Source organism: Kitasatospora sp. MAP5-34, from assembly GCF_029894335.1.
Taxonomy (GTDB): domain Bacteria; phylum Actinomycetota; class Actinomycetes; order Streptomycetales; family Streptomycetaceae; genus Kitasatospora.
This window is the reverse complement of record NZ_JARXZC010000004.1, coordinates 246225-264649: the sequence shown is the minus strand read 5'-3', so window position 1 is coordinate 264649 and position 18425 is coordinate 246225. Positions and strand designations below refer to the sequence as shown.

Below are 18425 nucleotides of genomic sequence, written 5' to 3'. Positions count from 1 at the left end.
TCAGTACCTGGGTGCGCCGCGACCGCGCTGGATGTTGGAGCCGCGCCGTTCGCGGGCGCCCCAGCAGGCGCGGTGCCAGTGCCGCCGGTCGTCCACGCCGCCGCCGTGGCTCGGCCAGGCGACGACGTGGCCGACGCCCGGGGGGATCTCCTGGTCGCAGCCCGGGCAGCGGTAGTGGCGGCCTGCGGTGCCGGCCACCGTCTGGACCACCCACTCCTCGCCCTGGTAGTCCTCGGTACGCCGCAGCGAACCGCCCATCGGCGCTGCCGACGGCTCACTCTCGGCGGCACTCTTGCTCCAGCTCCGGGTCTGGTTACGGCGGGGCGACACGTCGACTACCTCTCGGCCGGGCTCGATCTGGTTATCCAGAGTACGGGTCGGCCCGTACTCGTAGCAGTCCCTACCACGACCGGGCCCGGCACCCGGCGATTTCCCCCGAGATCCACCCGATCTTCAGCGAATTTCGGCGATCGGCGTGCCATTGGCACATGACATCGGTTACTCACGAGGTGACAAGGCGGGGCTCGCAGACCCTGCGGCACCCGAGGAGGCCACCCGATGACCAAGACCAGCCCGCGACCCGACACCCACCCCCCGGTCGAAGCTGCCCGCAGCACCGCACCCGGCACCACCCGGACCACCGCCCCCGAGCACTTCGACGGCCGGCCCGCAGCCACCGACTCGATCCTGGTCGGCGCGTTCCTGCTGTCCGCCCAGTTCCCCGGACAGAGCCACGCAGAGGCCCTAGAACGCACCGTCAGCTCGGCCGACGCCGCCGAACGGGCCGGCCTGGACAGCGTCTGGCTGGCGGAGCATCACTTCGTCCCGTACGGCGTCTGCCCCAACGCGGCGACGCTGGCGGCCCTGCTGCTCGGGCGCACCAGGCGGATCGGGGTCGGCACGGCCGTCAGCGTGCTGTCCACCGCGCACCCCGTCGCGCTGGGCGAGCAGGCCGCGCTGCTCCACCTGACCTCGGGCGGGCGGTTCACCCTCGGGGTCGGCCGTGGCGGGCCGTGGATCGACCTGGGCGTCTTCGGTACCGGGCTGGCCGCCTACGAGGAGGGCTACCCGGAGCGGCTGGACCTGCTGCTGCGCTGGCTGCGCGGCTCCCGGGCCGGGGCGGACGGCCCGCAGTTCAACTTCCCCGAGGTGGCGGTGGTGCCACGGGCGAGCGAGCCGGCCAAGCGGGGCGATCTGGCGGGCTGGCTCGGGCTGGAGCGCGACTCGGGGGCCATCCAGCACTTCCCCCGGCAGCGGCGGGACGGCGAGGTCGGACCGAACCGGAACGGCCCACCGGTGATCTCCGCCTGCACCTCCCCCGGCGGGATCCGGCTGGCGGCCGAGCGCGGCCTGCCGATGCTGCTGGGCATGGACACCAGCGACGAGACGAAAGAGCAGATGGTGGCCGCGTACCGGACGGCCTGGCGGGCCTGCGGGCGCGGCGAGGAGCAGCTGGCCCGGGTCGAGCGGGAGCATGTGGCCGCCGGGGTGGCCCAGGTGGACGACCGTACCTCGGACGCCCGGGCCAGCCTGCTGCGGGCGATGCCCGGCTGGTTCGAGTACGGGCTCGGCGCGCACCGCACGGTGGACGGCCGGGAGCGCCGGATGCGCGACCCGCGCGCGTACACCGAGCTGCTCTGCGACCTGCACGCCGTTGGCACGCCGAGGCAGTGCGCGGACCGGCTGCTGGCCACCGCCGAGCGCACCGGCATCCGTCGCTTCGCACTGCTCAGCGAGGGCTCCGGCGACCGCGCGGCGACCCTGCGGAACATCGCCCGGCTCGGCGCCGAGGTACTGCCGCAGCTCGGCTGACCCGGCCGGGATCCGTTCCGGGTCGGATCCACTCCGGCCCGGATCTGCTCTGACACCGACTCGATCAGCCACAGAGTCGATCGAGCACGGAGTCGGGCGGGCACAGAGTCACTCCGGCACAGACGTGCGGGCCGTCCCGGGACACCCGGGACGGCCCGCACGCTCACCGGCTGCGTCAGCAGTCCCGCAGCGTCTCGGACTGGTTCAGCAGCTGGGCCCGGACGGAGGTGAAGCGGTTGTAGTGCTCCACGGTGTCCTCGGACGGCGTGAACACCGCGACCCGGTGACAGTTCTGGAACGCCAGGCGGACGCCGAAGTGCCGTTGCAGGGCCCCCCGGATCGCGTCGCTGGCCATCGCGCGCAGCAGCTGGCCACGGGCCTGCTCGCTGGGCGGCGGTACCTGGTTGTCGGCGAAATCGGTGCCGTCGACCTTCAGCTGGGCGACCAGGGAGCTGACCAGCTCCCAGGCGTACGGCAGGGAGATGCGGACGCAGTCGACGAACTCCCTCTCGTCGACCTCTCCTCTCTCGGCCTTCTCCAGCAGGGCCGGTGAGACGTCGAGCGACATGGGTTCTCCTCTCGCGGTCCACCACGGCGCGGCCCGCCGGGGTGGTCGTGCGGTTGGTTCGGATGGTGCCGTGCCGTGCTCAAGCGGTGCTCATGTGGTGCTGGGTGGTGGTGCGCGGACGGGCCCGGGCGGGACCCGCGAGGCACAACCCCCGGAAAGCGCGAAAAGTGCGGGGGCCTGCCGAACGGCAGGCGGGTTCGCGGCAGCACGGCGTGCCGGTGCCACGGCGGTAGTCACCGAGTGGAGCGACGACCGCTCACCACAGCGTGACAGGCGATCCTCAGCACGGCTGGCGAATCCCCCGCTTTACCCCGGAATCGCCGGTCGAACCGCCAGATTGGCCGGATCCCGTCGGATCGTTCATCTCGGATCTCCATCCCCGTTGGGTGGATACCCCTGGCCCGTCCGGCCGGTGCCGTACTGGCGGTAGCACGGGGTGTCCGCCATCCATGGTTCGCCGCGTCCCCGGTTTCTTCACCCGGCTGTCGCGGAATCGCATCAACTGGCCCCGGTGGGTTAGCGTGGTCGACCGTGCGTCTCGTAATTGCCCGTTGCTCAGTCGACTATGCCGGTCGACTCTCCGCCCATCTCCCGTCCGCCACTCGCCTGATCCTGGTGAAGGCCGACGGGAGCGTCAGCATTCATGCGGACGACCGTGCCTACAAGCCGCTCAACTGGATGTCCCCGCCCTGCACGCTCAAGCAGGCCGACGGCTCCTGGACGGTCACCAACAAGGCCGGCGAAAAGCTGATCATCACGCTCGAGGAGGTGCTGCACGACTCCTCGCACGAGCTCGGGGTCGACCCCGGGCTGGTGAAGGACGGTGTCGAGGCCCACCTCCAGGAGCTGCTGGCCGACCGGATGGAGGTGCTCGGAGCCGGCTGGTCGCTGATCAGACGCGAGTACCCCACCGCGATCGGCCCCGTCGACATCCTCTGCCGCGACTCGGACGGCGCGACCGTCGCCATCGAGATCAAGCGGCGCGGCGAGATCGACGGCGTCGAGCAGCTCACCCGCTACCTGGAGCTGCTCAACCGCGACCCGCTGCTCGCCCCGGTCAAGGGCGTCTTCGCCGCCCAGGAGATCAAGCCCCAGGCCAGGGTGCTCGCCACCGACCGGGGCATCGGCTGCGTGGTGCTCGACTACGACGAGCTGCGCGGAATCGACGACGACAAGCTCAAGCTGTTCTGAGGCTGCCCGCTACACCGCCGGGGGCTTGACGGAACTGGACGACGGTGACGGAGTGCCCGGGGTAGTCGTCGGGCTGCTCGGCGACGACGACGCCGACGTGGAACCCGACTTGCTGGTCGACGGCACCGGGTCCGGACTCACCGGCGGCGACGAAGGTGACGGCGGCGGTATCTCGGTCGGCGTGTCGGACGGGGTGTCACTCGTCGTCGCGGACCTGCTCGGGGTGGGCTTGTGGCTCGCGTGGGCGGCGCTCGCGCTCGTGGCTGCGCTGGACGAGGTGCTCGGCGAGGCGGCCGGGCTGTGGCCGGAGCTCAGGCTCGCCCCTGGGCTGGCGGAGGTGCTGCCGAGGCCGGCCGTGCCGCCGATCGAGCTGTCGTCCGCCGCGCCGCCGGGCTGCACCGGGCCGGCACCGGCCGGCTTGGGCCCGGCCAGGCTCAGCCCGACCGCCGTCCCCAGCACACCGAGCGCCAGCACCGCCGCCGAGGCGGCTATCAGCGTGCGCCGCCTGCCACCGGGCAGTCCGGGCATCGTCCGGAAGCGGAACGGGACCTGCGCGATCGCCCGGATGACGGGCCGTCGGCCCGGCGCGGGCACGTCGGCGGGGGCCGGCAGCAGCTCCTTGGCGTCGGCCAGCAGCAGGTTCAGCATCCGCCGGGCGGCCGCACTGCCGCGCGGCTCGCCGAGCGCCGCCCGCAGCGCGACGGCCGCCGCCAGCTCGGTGGAGGCCCGCTCGGAGTCCCGCAGACAGAGCGCCAGCACCCCGGACTCGTGGTGGAACCAGGCCTCGTCGACACTGGATCCGAGCGACCGGGCGGCCTCCAGCCCCAGCTGCAGGGTCCGCTCCCAGGCCCCCCAGCGCAGCGACAGCGCCAGCGCGGGGGCCGCCGCCCGGGCCAGCCGGAGCACCGCCTCCGGACGACCCGCAGCACGGTCGGCGAGCAGCGCGCCGACCACCACCTCGGCCTCGGCGGCGACCTGTTCGAGGCTGACCGAGGCGTGCCCGACCCACCAGGAGAAGTGCTGGGCCGCGCCGTACGCGATCTCACCGGGCTCCCAGTGGGGTGCCAGCAGCGCCGGTACGCCCGCCGTCAACCGGTGGTGACCACCGATCGAGACGGCGAGCCCGCAGTCGGAGAGCTCCTGCAGGGCGCTCTCGCCGTGGCCCACGTCGATCAGCGCGGGCAGGTGCGGCGCCGTCGGGCACTCGCCGCCCAGGGCCAGCGCCAGCCGCAGCACGGCCTGCGCGGGCTCGCTGAGCCCCTCCGCGAGCTGTACGGCGGGTGCGGCGCTCTCCGCCACCGACGGCAGCGGTACGGAGCCGCGCAGCTCCGCCTCCAGGACGGCCGGGTCGTCCGGCAGCTCGATCTCCTCGACCAGCCCGAAGACGCTGTTGCGGTCCTCCTGCGCGGCGACCAGGGCGTCCACCGCGACGTCGCGCTGCCGGAGCAGCGCCGCCGCCTGGACGAACCGCAGCGGCAGCCCCTCCGACTCGAACCAGAGGTCCACCGCCCAGGCGCGCTCGGCGGGATCCAGCTGACGGCCCGCCAGGCGGCCGGCCAGTGTGAGGCAGGCCGGGCGGGAGAGACCGGCGACCGGATGGTCCGTCAGCCGCGAACCGAGCGCCGGCGGCGGGCTGCCGGGCGCGACGGAGAGCAGGAAGACGCAGTCGGGCGCGGCGGCGAGCAGCTCGTCCAGCTCCGCTCCGGTCGGCTCGACGTCGTCGATCGCCACCACGGCGTGCAGGCCCGCGAGCAGGTCCGGGAGCGCGCGGTACTCCGGGCGGAAGCCGGGCGCGTGGTGGGTGGCCGCGAAGAGGTCCTGCAACAGGTCCTGGGCCGTCCTGCGGTGGCCGCTCAGCCGGACCACCCCGTCCGGGGCCAACTCGGTGGCGCCCTCGGCGACGGCGGCGAGCAGGGTGCTGCGGCCCGATCCGGCCTGTCCGACGAGCCGGACGGACCGGCGTTCGGCGAGCAGCCCGAGCACCTGGGCGATGTCGGCCTCGCGGTCCAGCAACGGCAGGTCGGCGGGCGCACTGCCGAGGGCCAGCGGGCCGACTGCGGGGTTGGGGCCGAGCCCGGGCGCCGTACGGCCGGTGTGGCGGCTGCCGGTGCGGCGCGGCTCGGGCCGCCACTCGTCGGGGCAGGGGCGGGCCTCGGACCCGTCCGGGCCGCCGACGGTGAGCAGCAGCTCACCCGCGACGATCTCGCCGCCACGGGGGCGCAGCCCGTCCTGCCGGAAGTCACCGGATGGCTGTCCCACGTTCCGCTCCGCCCGTGCTCGGCCGCACCTGTCGGCCTGGTCCTGCGACCCTGTGTCTGAGCGCAGACTCTCGCACACTCGGTGCGTCGATCGCAGACCGGTCCCCGTTCCCGGCCCGTCAACACCGCACCCGCACACGACCCGCACGAAATTCCCGCAGGTAGGCGGCCGGCCGTGCTTCAATGCACGGTCAGAGGGAGGGGGCGACCATCGGCAGCGTGGTGCCGTATGGGTCCGGGACGGTGCCCTCGACCGCGAGGATGCGGTGCAGGCGGGTGGCGACCAGCAGGCGCTGCAGCTGGGCCGGTACGGCGCGTAGGACGAGGCGGCGGCCCAGTCGGCCGGCCCGGCGGTGGGTTCCCATGATCACGCCGAGGCCGGTGGCGTCCCAGGACTCCAGGGCGGACAGGTCGAGCACCAGGTCGCCGTGGCCGCCGTCGACCGCCAGGTGCAGCCTGGTGCGGGCGTCGGCGGCGGTGCGGACGTCGAGGCGGCCTTGGATGGCCAGGCCGCTGTGGTCGCCGGTGATACGCACACTCTCCTCCTCCGCTTGCCGGTGGGTGGGCGCCGGGGCTCCGTCCCGGGCGGGCGTCAGGCGCCGCGCTCCGGGGGCCACGCCGACGTCTCCCCCTGAGTCTTGACGGTGAACCGGCTGCGCAGGTTGCTGTTACCCCGGTAGTTCCGGCCCAACTTCACTCGTCCGAGGGAATATACGCAGTCAGGCCCCATACCCACGCTCGATTACCGCCCAAATCACCCGTCTGCGGGCAGCCGCGTGAGCAAACTCACCAGGCTGCCCGCAGCGGTCGAACAGCTGAGACCGACCGGCACTTGGGGGGCGGCGTCGCGGCACCCAAGTGCCGGGCGGTCTTACTTCTCGTACGGGTAGAAGCCCCGGCCGCTCTTGCGGCCCAGGTCGCCGGCCGTGACCATGCGGGCCATGATCTCGGGGGCGGCGAACTTCTCGTCCTTGGTCTCCGAGTAGATGTTGTGCGCGGCGTGCAGCAGGATGTCGACGCCGGTCAGGTCGGCGGTCTGCAGCGGGCCCATCGCGTGCCCGAAGCCGAGCCGGCAGGCGGTGTCGATGTCCTCGGCGGAGGCGACGCCCGACTCGTAGAGCTTGGCGGCCTCTACGACCAGGGCGGTGATCAGGCGGGTGGTGACGAATCCGGCCACGTCACGGTTGACCACGACCACCTCCTTGCCCACCCCCTCGGCGAACTGCCGGGCCACCGCGAGCGCGTGGTCGCTGGTCTTGTAGCCGCGCACCAGCTCGACGAGCTTCATCATCGGCACCGGCGAGAAGAAGTGCACGCCGACCACGAACTCCGGCCGCTCCGTCACGGCGGCGATCCGGGTGATCGGGATGGCGGAGGTGTTGGAGGCCAGCACCGCACCGTCCTTGGCGAGCTTGTCGAGCTCGCGGAAGACGGACTCCTTCACCTCCAGCTGCTCGAACACCGCCTCGACCACGATGTCGGCCTCGGCGACCGCGCCGAGGTCGGTGGTGGTGGTGATCCGGCCGAGCGCCGCCTCGGCCTCCTCGGCCGTCAGCTTGCCCTTGGACACGAACTTCGCGTACGAGGCGCGGATACCGTCCAGACCACGCTGGAGCGCGGCGTCGGTCACATCCCGCAGCACCACCGGGTGGCCGGCCTGGGCCGAGACCTGGGCGATACCTGCGCCCATCAGGCCGGCACCGATCACGGCGATCTGCTGGGTGGTTGCGTTGGTCATGGCTGGGTCTCCCGGGTGCTGTGTCGTCGCCCTGAGCGAGAGGGGGCTCAGTGCGAAACCTGAAGGCGGCTCAGGGCAGGGATCACCCCCCGAAGCCGCGCCGCTCACGCGCCGGACTCTATTACCCGGGGACGCTCCGTGGTGTGATTGTGCGGTGTGATCTGCGCCCGACCGGAGACCGACCGGGAGGTGAACCGTGCGCGCCCTGGTGCTGATGCTGGTCGGCTTCGCGGTGGTGGGCCTGCTGATGCTGCTGCTGCGCTGGGCGTACGGCAGCGGCAAGTCGCTGGTCGCCCGCGAGCCACGCATCGGCGGGCCGGACGAGTACGGACTGCTCGTCCCGGTCGCCGCCCCCGCCGACGCGGCCGAAGCCGAGCAGCTGGCCTCCAGACTCGCGGCGGCCGGCCTGCACTACACCCTGGCCCCCACCAGCGAGGGCCTGCGGCTGATGGTCTGGCCCGCCGACGAACAGGCCGCCCGCAGGGCGCTGGGCCGCTGAGACGCGCCTCTGGGGATGCCCGGCCCCTGCGAAGCGGGCCTGCTGGTCAGTCCGGGGCCACCAGGCCCAGGTCCTGGGCGAGGATCGCCGCCTGGACGCGGCTGCGCAGTTCCAGTTTGGCCAGGATGCGGCTGACGTGGGTCTTGGTGGTGGCCTCGGCCATCTCCAGGCGTTGGGCGATCCGGCTGTTGGAGAGGCCCGCGCCGAGGCAGGCCAGTACTTCCCGTTCACGGGGTGTCAGGCCGTCCACCGCCGCCCGGGCCCGGGGCTGGTCCGGGCGGTCGGGGCGGGCGAAGGTGCTGATCAGCCGTCGGGTGACGGAGGGCGCGAGCATGCCCTCGCCGCGTGCCACCGTGCGGATGGCCTCGATCAGGGTGTCTGCCTCGACGTCCTTGAGCAGGAAGCCGGCAGCGCCCGCCCGCAGCGCTCCGTAGACGTACTCGTCGTGGTCGAAGGTGGTCAGCACCAGCACCTGGGCCGACCCGGCGGCGACCACCTGACGGGTCGCCGAAACTCCGTCCAGTCGGGGCATCTGAACGTCCATCAGCACCACGTCGGGCCGCAGCTCGGCCGCCAGCCGGACGGCCTGCTCCCCGTCGCCCGCCTCGCCGACCACCTCGAAGCCCGGTTCGGAGCGCAGGATCATCACCAGCGCGGCCCGCACCGCGCCCTGATCCTCGGCCACCAGCACTCTGATCGTCATGACGCCTCCCTCATCTTCGCGACACCCGCCACGCCCACCACCTCCGCCCCGCCCGGCTCGCGCGGCAGCACCGCCCGGACGTGCCAGCACCCGCCGTCGGGCCCGGCCTCGAAGCTCCCGCCCAACAGCCCGGCCCGCTCCCCCATGCCGACCAGCCCGGCCCGTGCCCCGGGCAGCGCCGCCCCGGCCGATGCGCGGTACGGGCTGTCGACAGCGATCTCGATCCGTTCCGGACGGTATGTCAGCCCCAGCCGGACGATACCGGGCGCGGCGTGCTTGAGTGCGTTGGTGAGCGACTCCTGGACGATCCGGTAGGCCGCCAGCTCGACGGGGGCGGGCAGCTCACCGCGCACGCCGTCCTCCGCCGCCTCGAAGGCCAGCCCCGCCGCCTCGCCCGCCGCACCGGCCTGCGCCAGCAGGGTGTCGAGCGCGTCCAGCTTGGGGGCCTCGTACGAAGTCTCGTCCCGGGCCCGGAGCAGGTCGATCATGCGGCGCATCTCGGCCAGCCCCTGCACGCTGTTCTCCCGGATCACCGCCATCGCCGCGAGCAGCGGGTCGTCGGTGTCGCGCCGCTGACGCCGGGCCAGCGACTGGGCGCCGGTGGCGTGGATGGCGATGGCGGAGAGGTGGTTGGCGACCACGTCGTGCAGCTCCCGGGCCATCCTGGCGCGCTCGGCGACCACCGCCTCCCGGCGGTCCAGCTCGGCCAGCAGCGCGGTCTGTTCGGCGCGCAGCCGCTCGGTGTCGGCCCGTTCCCGGTGCTCGCGCAGCAGGTCGGCCGTCCAGACCGGCGCGAGGAAGACCAGCGCGGCGAACCCCGCCACCAGCAGCGCCTGGGCGACCGTGGCGTACAGCAGCGTCAGGGTGCTGAGCACCAGCGTGGAGGCGCCACCGGTGAGGTGCAGGATTTTCGACATCCGACGGGAGCCGTAGAGCACACCGGCGTAGAGCAGGTCGGTGTACATCACCACGGTCGCCAGGTTCGATCCCACGAAGACGTTGGCGGCGAAGAGCAGCCCGCCGACGCTGACCGTCCAGACCGTCCGGGTGCGGCGCAGCAGCTCCAACCCCGCCATCCCGGCGAATGGCAGCACCATCACCCAGGCCGGGACGGCGGCGGCGCGGTCGTACGCGCCGACGACGGTCAGCAGCAGGCCGCCGACCAGCCCGGCGAGGGCGATGGTCCGGTCCTCCTGGCGGGGGCTGAGGCAGAACTTGGGCACCGGACCATCACATCACCCGCCGGCCGACACCGCGTGCACCCGCCGGAGGACGGGCCATACATCTAAAGACCGACCGGCACATGGTGAGCGGATGAAGGAGCGGCGGTCGGGCCGAGCCTGGGCGGTGCCGACGATGGAGTCCATGCGGAGCATCGGCTACTGAGGAGAAGCCGTCCGTGGGGGTCCCCCCGGCCGGAGGCTGGGGGGGAGCGTCGCGACGCTCCCCCATGTGCCGGTCGGTCCGAGGTCGCACCCGTATCAGTGCGCGACCGGGCCGTGGCTACGGCGTTCCGTGCCACCTGCGACCCATCCGGCCAGCGCGACCAGCGTGGCGGCCCACACCGCGCTGAAGATGCCGAGTGCGAGCAGTGGCACCGGCTGGACCGCGATCATCATGAGCCCGACCGACGCCGCCAGCAGCGTCACCACCACCGATCCCGGCACGTCGAGCAGTCCCGTCAGCAGTCCGCGCGCGGTCGGCCTCTTGTCCTGAAGCTCCATCTGGATCGCCTCCTGGGGTATCCACCGGAAGATCCCGGTGTCCCCAATTCTCCGGCCGGGAGCGCGGGAGCGCCGCTTCAGACCGACCGGTCTCAGCCGCTCAGCGGTTCTCGCCCGGCACCCAGAGCACGTCGCCGCGCTCCTTGTTCGCCGCCCGGGCCAGGATGAAGAGCAGGTCGGAGAGCCGGTTCAGGTACTTGGCGGTCAGCGGGTTGACGCTGTCCCCGTGCACGTCGATCGCGGCCCAGGTGGACCGTTCGGCCCGGCGGACCACCGTGCAGGCGAGGTGCAGGTACGCGGCGCCCGGGGTGCCGCCGGGGAGGATGAAGCTGCGCAGCTTCTCCAACTGCTCCAGGTAGTGGTCGCAGTCGGTCTCCAGCCGGTCGATGTAGCTCTGGAGCACGCGCAGCGGCGGGTACTTCGGGTCCTCCACCACGGGGGTGGCGAGGTCCGCGCCCACGTCGAACAGGTCGTTCTGCACCCGGGTCAGTACGGCCGAGACGTCCTCGGGCAGCGCGCCGGCGGCGATCGCCACGCCGATCGCCGCGTTCGCCTCGTTGGTATCGGCGTAGGCCATCAGCCGGGGGTCGGTCTTGGTCGTGCGGCTCATGTCACCGAGCGCGGTGGTGCCGTCATCGCCGGTACGGGTGTAGATGCGCGTGAGGTTGACCATGTGCGGCAGCCTAGCGGGTGCGGTTAGGCACTGTTAACCCGCGAACTGGACCATCCCGATCGTGTTGCCCTCGCAGTCCTTGAACCACGCGGCGCGGCGGCCACCGGACAGCTCGGCGATGCCGTCGACGGTCTTGAGGCCGGGGAAGTCGTACTCCTCGAAGGCCACGCCCCGGGCCCGCAGGCCGGCCACCTCGGCGACGACGTCCGCGACCACGAAGGCCATCTGCGTGTGGCCGCCACGGTTGGTGTTGGGCGTCGGGTAGAGCCCGAACCGGGTGCCCTCGGCGACCTGGTAGAAGTACGCGCCCTCGGTCTCCTCGACCGGGGCCAGACCCAGTTTCTCCTGGTACCAGCCCCTGGCCTGACCCAGGTCGGCGGCCGGGAGCATCGTCATCACTCTGGCCTGTGTCAGCATCTGTGGCCTCCTCGACCGAGACCCCCTGTACCCAGCCTCGACCTGGGCGGTGACCCCGGCAACCACAGCATCAGGCGCCGCTACGGGACGTTGACCCTCCCCCACCCTCCGGGCGGGGGAGGGTCAACCCGAGGGTCCGTCGCTACGCGACGTTGACCCTCTGCCCGGGGGGCGCCGCCTCCAGCCAGGCGAGGAAGCCGGTGAGGGCGTCGTCGCTCATGGCCAGCTCCAGGGGGGCGCCTCGGTGGAGGCAGCGGAGCACCACCGAGCCGGAGAGCAGGGCGAGCTCCTCCTGGCCCTCGGGGTAGCGGCGGCCGAGTACCTCGATCTCCCGACGTGGGAGGACCTTCCGGGGGCGCGGGGCGTAGGAGAAGACCCGGAACCACTCGATCGAGTCACCGCTGTAGCGGCCGATACCAAAAACCCACCCCTTGCCGTCGGTCACGGGGACCGGGGCTGAGGTGGGTTTGCCGTTCTCGTCGAGGTCTGGCTCGGTGGAGGCGTCGGCCGGCATTTTGAGCCGGTAGCTGCAGTCGAACGTACCGCCGACCCGCTGGATCACGCGCCGGCGTACCGCGAAGGCCACCAGGCCCGCCACTCCGAGCGCCACGACCGCCGCGCACACCACAAGGGCGAGGACCATGCTCACCGACCTCCTCGCTACCTGCGTTCCCCGTAGCGGTCGTATCAACGACCGCGCTGTCCTACCAACTGATACGACAGTCCCGGGGTCACGCTCTCGCGCCCCGGGACCGTCGGTCGTTCTGTGCTCAGGCGGCCTTGAGGCCACGTGCCGCGAAGAGGCGGACCTCGGCGCGGCGCTCGGCGTGCGCGTCGAGCTCGGCCTGCGCCCGCTCGAGCGCGCGCTCCGCGCGGGTGATGTCGATCTCGTCCGCCAGCTCGGCGATCTCCGCGAGCAGAGACAGCTTGTTGTCGGCGAAGGAGATGAAGCCGCCGTGCACGGCCGCGAGAACGGTCTTGCCATCGGTGGTGCGGATGGTGACCGGGCCGGACTCCAGCACGCTCAGCACCGGGGTGTGACCCGGCATGATGCCGGTGTCCCCGGAGGCCGTACGGGCGACAACGATGGTGGCCGCACCGGACCACACCTTGCGGTCGGCTGCGACCAGCTCGACGTGCAGCTCAGCCAACGTGGGCTCCTAGGCTCTTGCAACCGCCGGATGACTCGGCAGTTGCGGTAAGAATAACGGGCTCGCGCCCCTGGGATGAAACCAAGGACCCGGAGATGACCGGGATCACAGCCCGGTCTAGCCGTGAGGGGCGGTCCCCAGGGTCGGGGACCGCCCCTCACGGTCAGTCGGCTAGCAGCCGGCTGGACTACTTCTTCGCCAGGTCGGCGGCGTTCTTCTCGAGGTCCTCGATGCCACCACACATGAAGAAGGCCTGCTCCGGGACGGAGTCGTACTTGCCGTCCGCGATGCGGTTGAAGGCCTCGATGGTCTCCGACAGCGGCACGGTCGAACCCTCGACACCGGTGAACTGCTTCGCCACGTAGGTGTTCTGCGAGAGGAAGCGCTCGATCCGACGGGCACGGTGAACCGTGACCTTGTCGTCCTCGGACAGCTCGTCGATACCGAGGATCGCGATGATGTCCTGGAGGTCCTTGTACTTCTGCAGGATGCCCTTGACGCGGATGGCCGTGTCGTAGTGGTCCTGCGCGATGTACCGGGGGTCGAGGATGCGGGACGTGGAGTCCAGCGGGTCGACGGCCGGGTAGATGCCCTTCTCGGAGATCGGACGGGAGAGCACCGTCGTCGCGTCGAGGTGGGCGAAGGTGGTCGCCGGGGCCGGGTCGGTCAGGTCGTCCGCGGGGACGTAGATCGCCTGCATCGAGGTGATCGAGTGACCGCGGGTCGAGGTGATGCGCTCCTGGAGGAGGCCCATCTCGTCGGCCAGGTTCGGCTGGTAACCCACCGCGGAGGGCATCCGGCCGAGCAGGGTCGACACCTCGGAACCGGCCTGGGTGAACCGGAAGATGTTGTCGATGAAGAGCAGAACGTCCTGCTGCTCGACGTCACGGAAGTACTCCGCCATCGTCAGAGCGGACAGGGCGACGCGCAGGCGGGTGCCCGGCGGCTCGTCCATCTGGCCGAAGACCAGCGCGGTCTTGTCCAGAACGCCCGAGTCGACCATCTCGTGGATGAGGTCGTTACCCTCACGGGTGCGCTCACCGACACCGGCGAAGACCGACACACCACCGAAGTTCTCGGCGACGCGGTAGATCATCTCCTGGATGAGGACGGTCTTACCGACACCGGCACCACCGAACAGACCGATCTTGCCACCGGTCACGTACGGGGTGAGCAGGTCGATGACCTTGATGCCGGTCTCGAACATCTCGGTCTTCGACTCAAGGTCCTTGAACTCAGGAGCCTTGCGGTGGATCGGCCAGCGGACCTCGACCTGCTTCTCGAACTCGACCGGGTCGGAGTTCAGCACCTCGCCGAGGGCGTTGAAGACCTTGCCCTTGGTGATCTGGCCGACCGGGACCTCGATGGCCTTGCCGGTGTCGCGCACCGGGGTGCCACGGACGACGCCGTCGGTCTGCTGCATCGAGATACCGCGGATCAGACCGTCGCCGAGGTGCTGGGCAACCTCGAGGGTGATGGTCTTGGTGCCCTCGCTGCCGTCGGTCTTGGTGACCTCCAGCTTGAGCGCGTTGTACATGTGCGGGATCGCGTCGACGGGGAACTCCACGTCGACGACCGGGCCGATGACCCGCGCGACGCGGCCCGTCGCCGTCTCAACAGTGGTGGTCATGTCTTATTCACTCCCCGCGTTAGCGTCGGCGAGCGCGTTGGCGCCACCGATGATCTCGCTGATTTCCTGGGTGATCTCGGCCTGTCGGGCCGAGTTGGCAAGCCGCGTGAGCGACTTGATGAGTTCCTGCGCGTTGTCGGTCGCGCTCTTCATCGCGCGCCGGCGGGCGGCGTGCTCCGAAGCGGCGGACTGCAGCAGCGCGTTGTAGATCCGGCTCTCGACGTACCGGGGCAGGAGCGCGTCCAGGACGCCCTCCGCCGACGGCTCGAAGTCGTACAGCGGGAAGATCTCGTGCTTGGCCTGCGACTCGTCGCTGAGCTGGACCTCGTCCAGCTTGAGCGGCAGCAGCCGGGCTTCCACGGCGGTCTGAGTCAGCATGGACTCGAACTTGGTGGAGACCAGGTGCAGCTCGTCGACCGCCTGCGTCGTGAACGCCTCGATCAGCGTGCTCGCGACGAGCTTGGCGTCACCGTACGTCGGCTTGTCGGAGAAGCCCGTCCACGACTCCGCAACGGTGAGGTTGCGGAAGCCGTAGTACTGGACGCCCTTGCGACCGATGATGTACGTCACCACGTCCTTGCCCTCGGCACGCAGCCGTGCGGAGAGCACGGTCGCCTGCTTGATGGCGTTGGTCGAGTAGCCGCCGGCCAGGCCGCGGTCCGCCGTGATCAGCAGGACCGCAGCCGTCTTGGCCTGCGGGTTCTCGGTGGTGAGCGGGTGCTTGGCGTTGGACCGGGTGGCCACCGCCGTCACCGCGCGGGTGAGCTCGTCGGCGTACGGAGTGGAGGCTGCCACCGCGCGCTGCGCCTTGACGATGCGCGACGCGGAGATCATCTCCATCGCCTTGGTGATCTTCTTCGTCGCGGTGACAGAGCGGATCCGGCGCTTGTAGACCCGAAGCTGTGCTCCCATGGGTCGTTACGTCCTTTCCCTCGCTACCGGACTCAGGCCTGCTCGCCGAGCAGCTTGCCGTCGGCGGTGGTGAAGCCCAGCTTGAAGGCCTTGATCGCCTCGGTCAGCGCGTCGATCGTGCCGTCCTCGAGCTTCGAGGTCTCCACGATCGCGGCCAGCAGGTTCTTGTGCTCGATGCGCAGGTTGTCGAGGAACTCGCGCTCGAAGCGACGGATGTCCGCGACCGGGACGTCGTCCAGCTTGCCGGTGGTGCCGGCCCAGATGGAGACGACCTGCTCCTCGACGGGGAACGGCTGGTACTGGCCCTGCTTCAGCAGCTCGACCATGCGCGCACCGCGCTCCAGCTGGGCCTTCGAGGCCGCGTCCAGGTCGGAACCGAAGGCGGCGAACGCCTCCAGCTCGCGGTACTGGGCGAGGTCCAGACGCAGACGGCCGGCAACGGACTTCATCGCCTTGATCTGGGCCGAGCCACCGACGCGGGAGACCGAGATACCGACGTTCACGGCCGGGCGGATGCCGGCGTTGAACAGGTCGGACTCCAGGAAGCACTGGCCGTCGGTGATCGAGATGACGTTGGTCGGGATGTACGCCGAGACGTCGTTCGCCTTGGTCTCGATGATCGGCAGACCGGTCATCGAGCCCGCGCCCAGCTCGTCGGAGAGCTTCGCGCAGCGCTCCAGCAGGCGGGAGTGCAGGTAGAAGACGTCACCCGGGTAGGCCTCGCGGCCCGGCGGACGGCGCAGCAGCAGCGAGACGGAACGGTACGCCTCGGCCTGCTTCGACAGGTCGTCGAAGATGATGAGGACGTGCTTGCCGTCGTACATCCACTCCTGGCCGATGGCCGAACCGGTGTACGGGGCGAGGTACTTGAAGCCTGCGGGGTCCGAGGCGGGAGCAGCCACGATCGTGGTGTACTCCAGCGCGCCGGCCTCCTCCAGGGCGCCACGCACCGAGGCGATGGTGGAGCCCTTCTGGCCGATGGCGACGTAGATGCAGCGAACCTGCTTCTTCGGGTCGCCGGAGCGCCAGTTGTCACGCTGGTTGATGATCGTGTCGACAGCCACCGCGGTCTTGCCGGTCTGGCGGTCGCCGATGATCAGCTGACGCTGGCCACGGCCGATCGGGGTCATCGCGTCGATGGCCTTGATACCGGTCTGCATGGGCTCGTGGACCGACTTGCGGACCATGACGCCCGGGGCCTGCAGCTCCAGCGCGCGACGGGCGTGCGAGGCGATGTCGCCCAGACCGTCGATCGGGTTGCCCAGCGGGTCCACGACACGGCCGAGGTAGCCCTCGCCGACCGGGACGGAGAGGACCTCGCCGGTGCGGTGCACCGTCTGGCCCTCTTCGATCCCGGAGAACTCACCGAGGATGACGACACCGATCTCGCGGGTGTCGAGGTTCAGCGCGAGGCCGAGGGTGCCGTCCTCGAACCTCAGCAGCTCGTTGGCCATGACCGAGGGCAGGCCCTCGACCTTGGCGATACCGTCCATCGCCTCAGTGACCGTGCCGACCTCTTCACGCGAGGCGGCGTCCGGCTGGTACGACTGGACAAAGTCGGCCAGCGCGTCCCGGATCTCCTCCGGACGGATCGTAAGCTCCGCCATCAGGCTTCCCTGCTCTCCTAGTTTGCGATCCTCGGCCCGCCATTGAGGGCCGCAAGTATTCGACTCTCGGCCGGGTCGTTGCCGAACCGGCCGTACGATTTACCGGCTCCGAGAGGAACCGGCGCCCGACCGAGGGTCGGATGTTTCCGAGATGTTCAGCCTTCGAGGGCCTGGCGAGCGCCTTCCAGGCGGCTCGACACGGTGCCGTCGATGATCTCGTCACCGATCTGCACCCGGAGACCGCCAACGACCTCGGGGTCGATGTCGATGTTCAGGTGCACGTGGCGGCCGTAGAGCCGGCCCAGAGCACCGGTGAGGCGCTCCTTCTGGCTGTCCGACAGCGGCACAGCGGTGGTGACCAGGGCCACCACGCGGTCCCGCCGGGCGGCGGCGAGCTTGGAGTAGGACTCCAGGCCCTGTTCCAGGCTACGACCACGCGGCTTGGTGACCAGCGAGCTGACCAGGCGCACGGTGCCGTCGCCCGCGCGGCCGCCGAGCAGCTTGGCGACCAGCGCGGCCTTGCCGGCCGCACCCGCCTTGGGCTCGGTCAGCGCGGCGCGCAGCTCGTGCGAGCCGCTGACGATCCGGCCGAAGCGGAACAGCTCGTCCTCGACGTCGTCCAGAACACCGGCCTTGTCGGCGGCGATGATCTCGGCGTACGCGGCGAGCTCCTCGACCGAGTCCACCAGGTCACGGGCGCCCGACCAGCGGGAACGCACCAGACCGGAGACCAGGTCGACCGTCTCACCGGAGACCTGGCCGGCCAGCAGCGAGGCGGCCAGCTGGGCCTTGTCCTGACCGGACCGCGAGGGGTCGGTCAGCACGCGGCGCAGCGAGACCTCGCGGTCCAGCAGGTCGGTCACGGCAGTGAGCTCCTGGGCGAGCTTGGCCGAGTCCACCGAGGTGTTGTCGGTCAGGCTGTCGAGGTTCTCCCGGCCGGCGGCCAGTGCCTCACGGCTGGCGCCGATCACTTCGACGCACCCTGGGCAACGGCGGCCTTGGCCTCCAGGTCGTCCAGGAAGCGGTCGATCACACCGCTCTGCCGGGCGTGGTCCTCAAGGGACTCACCCACGATGCGGGAGGCCAGCTGCGAAGCGAGCGACCCGACATCCTGGCGCAGGGCGGCAGTCGCCTGCTTCTTGTCGGCCTCGATCTGGGCGTGACCTGCGGTGACGATGGCCTCGCGCTGACGCTGGCCCTCCTCGCGCATCTCACCGATCAGGGCAGCGCCCTGCTCACGAGCGTGCTCGGTGATCCGAGCGGCCTCGTGACGCGCCTCGGCGAGCTCGGCACGGTACTGCTCAAGCAGGGCCTGGGCCTCGGCCTGAGCGGTCTCGGCCCGCTCCATGCCGCCTTCGATGGCGTCCCGGCGCTCCGACAGCACCTTCTCGATGCTGGGCAGGAGCTTCTTGCCGAGGATGCCGAAGACGATGAAGAAGCAGAGCAGGCCGATGATGACCTCGGGCCATGCGGGGAGAAGCGGGTTCATCTGCGCTTCTGCCGCAAGGGCGACCACGGGGTTCATATCTGAACCTTTCGTCG

The 18425-nt window shown here is 71.0% G+C and carries 20 protein-coding genes; 3 read left to right on the top strand and 17 right to left on the bottom strand.

The annotated features are described in order from the left end of the window. Positions 1 to 330: an ATP/GTP-binding protein gene (locus P3T29_RS06450; RefSeq protein ID WP_280715305.1), complete on the bottom strand. Its 330-nt coding sequence runs from the start codon at positions 328 to 330 to the stop codon at positions 1 to 3. A gap of 354 nt (positions 331 to 684) precedes the next feature. Here P3T29_RS06450 and P3T29_RS06445 point away from each other — a divergent pair, with 354 nt between their 5' ends. Then, positions 685 to 1812, top strand: coding sequence for an LLM class flavin-dependent oxidoreductase (locus P3T29_RS06445; protein WP_280715374.1), 1128 nt, complete (start codon positions 685 to 687; stop codon positions 1810 to 1812). Positions 1813 to 1987: 175 nt separating this feature from the next. On the opposite strand, the gene P3T29_RS06440 is transcribed toward P3T29_RS06445, so the two are convergent. After that, complete coding sequence (locus tag P3T29_RS06440) at positions 1988 to 2380, bottom strand: SCO5389 family protein (RefSeq protein WP_280715304.1); 393 nt, start codon at positions 2378 to 2380, stop codon at positions 1988 to 1990. A 531-nt stretch (positions 2381 to 2911) separates the two neighbouring features. Here P3T29_RS06440 and nucS point away from each other — a divergent pair. Continuing rightward, positions 2912 to 3571 (top strand): endonuclease NucS, encoded by a 660-nt coding sequence (nucS, locus tag P3T29_RS06435; protein WP_280715303.1) that lies wholly within the window; start codon positions 2912 to 2914, stop codon positions 3569 to 3571. Positions 3572 to 3580: 9 nt separating this feature from the next. Here nucS and P3T29_RS06430 read toward each other — a convergent pair whose 3' ends face one another. The 3 genes from P3T29_RS06430 to P3T29_RS06420 form a co-directional block, all read right to left on the bottom strand. Next, positions 3581 to 5830, bottom strand: a complete 2250-nt coding sequence (locus tag P3T29_RS06430; protein ID WP_280715302.1) for an ATP-binding protein — start codon at positions 5828 to 5830, stop codon at positions 3581 to 3583. Positions 5831 to 6020: 190 nt separating this feature from the next. Continuing rightward, the gene (locus tag P3T29_RS06425) at positions 6021 to 6365 is read right to left on the bottom strand and encodes an STAS domain-containing protein (protein WP_280715301.1); all 345 of its coding nucleotides are present in this window, start codon (positions 6363 to 6365) and stop codon (positions 6021 to 6023) included. A 335-nt stretch (positions 6366 to 6700) separates the two neighbouring features. Further along, positions 6701 to 7567: a 3-hydroxyacyl-CoA dehydrogenase family protein gene (locus tag P3T29_RS06420; protein ID WP_280715300.1), complete on the bottom strand. Its 867-nt coding sequence runs from the start codon at positions 7565 to 7567 to the stop codon at positions 6701 to 6703. A gap of 196 nt (positions 7568 to 7763) precedes the next feature. On the opposite strand from P3T29_RS06420, the gene P3T29_RS06415 reads away from it, so the two are divergent. Further along, positions 7764 to 8066: a hypothetical protein gene (locus P3T29_RS06415; protein ID WP_280715299.1), complete on the top strand. Its 303-nt coding sequence runs from the start codon at positions 7764 to 7766 to the stop codon at positions 8064 to 8066. A gap of 46 nt (positions 8067 to 8112) precedes the next feature. On the opposite strand, the gene P3T29_RS06410 is transcribed toward P3T29_RS06415, so the two are convergent. The 12 genes from P3T29_RS06410 to P3T29_RS06355 form a co-directional block, all read right to left on the bottom strand. Then, positions 8113 to 8769, bottom strand: coding sequence for a response regulator transcription factor (locus tag P3T29_RS06410; protein WP_280715298.1), 657 nt, complete (start codon positions 8767 to 8769; stop codon positions 8113 to 8115). Beyond that, positions 8766 to 9992: a histidine kinase gene (locus tag P3T29_RS06405; RefSeq protein WP_280715297.1), complete on the bottom strand. Its 1227-nt coding sequence runs from the start codon at positions 9990 to 9992 to the stop codon at positions 8766 to 8768. Before P3T29_RS06405 ends, P3T29_RS06410 begins: the two co-directional genes overlap by 4 nt. 258 nt (positions 9993 to 10250) lie before the next feature. Then, positions 10251 to 10493: a hypothetical protein gene (locus P3T29_RS06400; protein WP_280715296.1), complete on the bottom strand. Its 243-nt coding sequence runs from the start codon at positions 10491 to 10493 to the stop codon at positions 10251 to 10253. Positions 10494 to 10593: 100 nt separating this feature from the next. Beyond that, entirely contained in the window at positions 10594 to 11166 is a 573-nt protein-coding gene (locus P3T29_RS06395) for a cob(I)yrinic acid a,c-diamide adenosyltransferase (protein WP_280715295.1), read from the bottom strand. A gap of 33 nt (positions 11167 to 11199) precedes the next feature. After that, positions 11200 to 11583, bottom strand: a complete 384-nt coding sequence (locus tag P3T29_RS06390) for a VOC family protein (protein WP_280715294.1) — start codon at positions 11581 to 11583, stop codon at positions 11200 to 11202. Between the two features lie 142 nt (positions 11584 to 11725). Further along, complete coding sequence (locus P3T29_RS06385; RefSeq protein WP_280715293.1) at positions 11726 to 12226, bottom strand: DUF2550 domain-containing protein; 501 nt, start codon at positions 12224 to 12226, stop codon at positions 11726 to 11728. A gap of 127 nt (positions 12227 to 12353) precedes the next feature. Next, positions 12354 to 12734, bottom strand: coding sequence for a F0F1 ATP synthase subunit epsilon (locus tag P3T29_RS06380; protein ID WP_280715292.1), 381 nt, complete (start codon positions 12732 to 12734; stop codon positions 12354 to 12356). A gap of 187 nt (positions 12735 to 12921) precedes the next feature. Beyond that, positions 12922 to 14364, bottom strand: a complete 1443-nt coding sequence (atpD, locus tag P3T29_RS06375) for a F0F1 ATP synthase subunit beta (protein WP_280715291.1) — start codon at positions 14362 to 14364, stop codon at positions 12922 to 12924. A 3-nt stretch (positions 14365 to 14367) separates the two neighbouring features. Beyond that, a complete protein-coding gene (locus tag P3T29_RS06370; RefSeq protein ID WP_280715290.1) occupies positions 14368 to 15276 on the bottom strand; it encodes a F0F1 ATP synthase subunit gamma in 909 nt (302 codons plus the stop codon). 32 nt (positions 15277 to 15308) lie between these two features. Further along, positions 15309 to 16883: a F0F1 ATP synthase subunit alpha gene (gene atpA / locus P3T29_RS06365; RefSeq protein WP_280715289.1), complete on the bottom strand. Its 1575-nt coding sequence runs from the start codon at positions 16881 to 16883 to the stop codon at positions 15309 to 15311. 155 nt (positions 16884 to 17038) lie between these two features. Further along, positions 17039 to 17854, bottom strand: coding sequence for a F0F1 ATP synthase subunit delta (locus P3T29_RS06360; RefSeq protein WP_280715288.1), 816 nt, complete (start codon positions 17852 to 17854; stop codon positions 17039 to 17041). Beyond that, positions 17851 to 18408 carry a F0F1 ATP synthase subunit B gene (locus tag P3T29_RS06355; RefSeq protein WP_280715287.1) on the bottom strand — a complete coding sequence of 186 codons (558 nt, stop codon included), beginning with the start codon at positions 18406 to 18408 and terminating at the stop codon, positions 17851 to 17853. Before P3T29_RS06355 ends, P3T29_RS06360 begins: the two co-directional genes overlap by 4 nt. Positions 18409 to 18425 lie beyond the last annotated feature (17 nt).

What these genes read in the sequence shown, in the direction of transcription:
- P3T29_RS06440 (WP_280715304.1), bottom strand. Translation starts at nt 2,380, where the DNA reads ATGTCGCTCGACGTCTCACCGGCCCTGCTGGAGAAGGCCGAGAGAGGA.
- P3T29_RS06420 (WP_280715300.1), bottom strand. Translation starts at nt 7,567, where the DNA reads ATGACCAACGCAACCACCCAGCAGATCGCCGTGATCGGTGCCGGCCTG.
- P3T29_RS06410 (WP_280715298.1), bottom strand. Translation starts at nt 8,769, where the DNA reads ATGACGATCAGAGTGCTGGTGGCCGAGGATCAGGGCGCGGTGCGGGCC.
- P3T29_RS06400 (WP_280715296.1), bottom strand. Translation starts at nt 10,493, where the DNA reads ATGGAGCTTCAGGACAAGAGGCCGACCGCGCGCGGACTGCTGACGGGA.
- P3T29_RS06395 (WP_280715295.1), bottom strand. Translation starts at nt 11,166, where the DNA reads ATGGTCAACCTCACGCGCATCTACACCCGTACCGGCGATGACGGCACC.
- P3T29_RS06390 (WP_280715294.1), bottom strand. Translation starts at nt 11,583, where the DNA reads ATGCTGACACAGGCCAGAGTGATGACGATGCTCCCGGCCGCCGACCTG.
- P3T29_RS06385 (WP_280715293.1), bottom strand. Translation starts at nt 12,226, where the DNA reads ATGGTCCTCGCCCTTGTGGTGTGCGCGGCGGTCGTGGCGCTCGGAGTG.
- atpD (WP_280715291.1), bottom strand. Translation starts at nt 14,364, where the DNA reads ATGACCACCACTGTTGAGACGGCGACGGGCCGCGTCGCGCGGGTCATC.
- P3T29_RS06370 (WP_280715290.1), bottom strand. Translation starts at nt 15,276, where the DNA reads ATGGGAGCACAGCTTCGGGTCTACAAGCGCCGGATCCGCTCTGTCACC.
- atpA (WP_280715289.1), bottom strand. Translation starts at nt 16,883, where the DNA reads ATGGCGGAGCTTACGATCCGTCCGGAGGAGATCCGGGACGCGCTGGCC.
- P3T29_RS06355 (WP_280715287.1), bottom strand. Translation starts at nt 18,408, where the DNA reads ATGAACCCCGTGGTCGCCCTTGCGGCAGAAGCGCAGATGAACCCGCTT.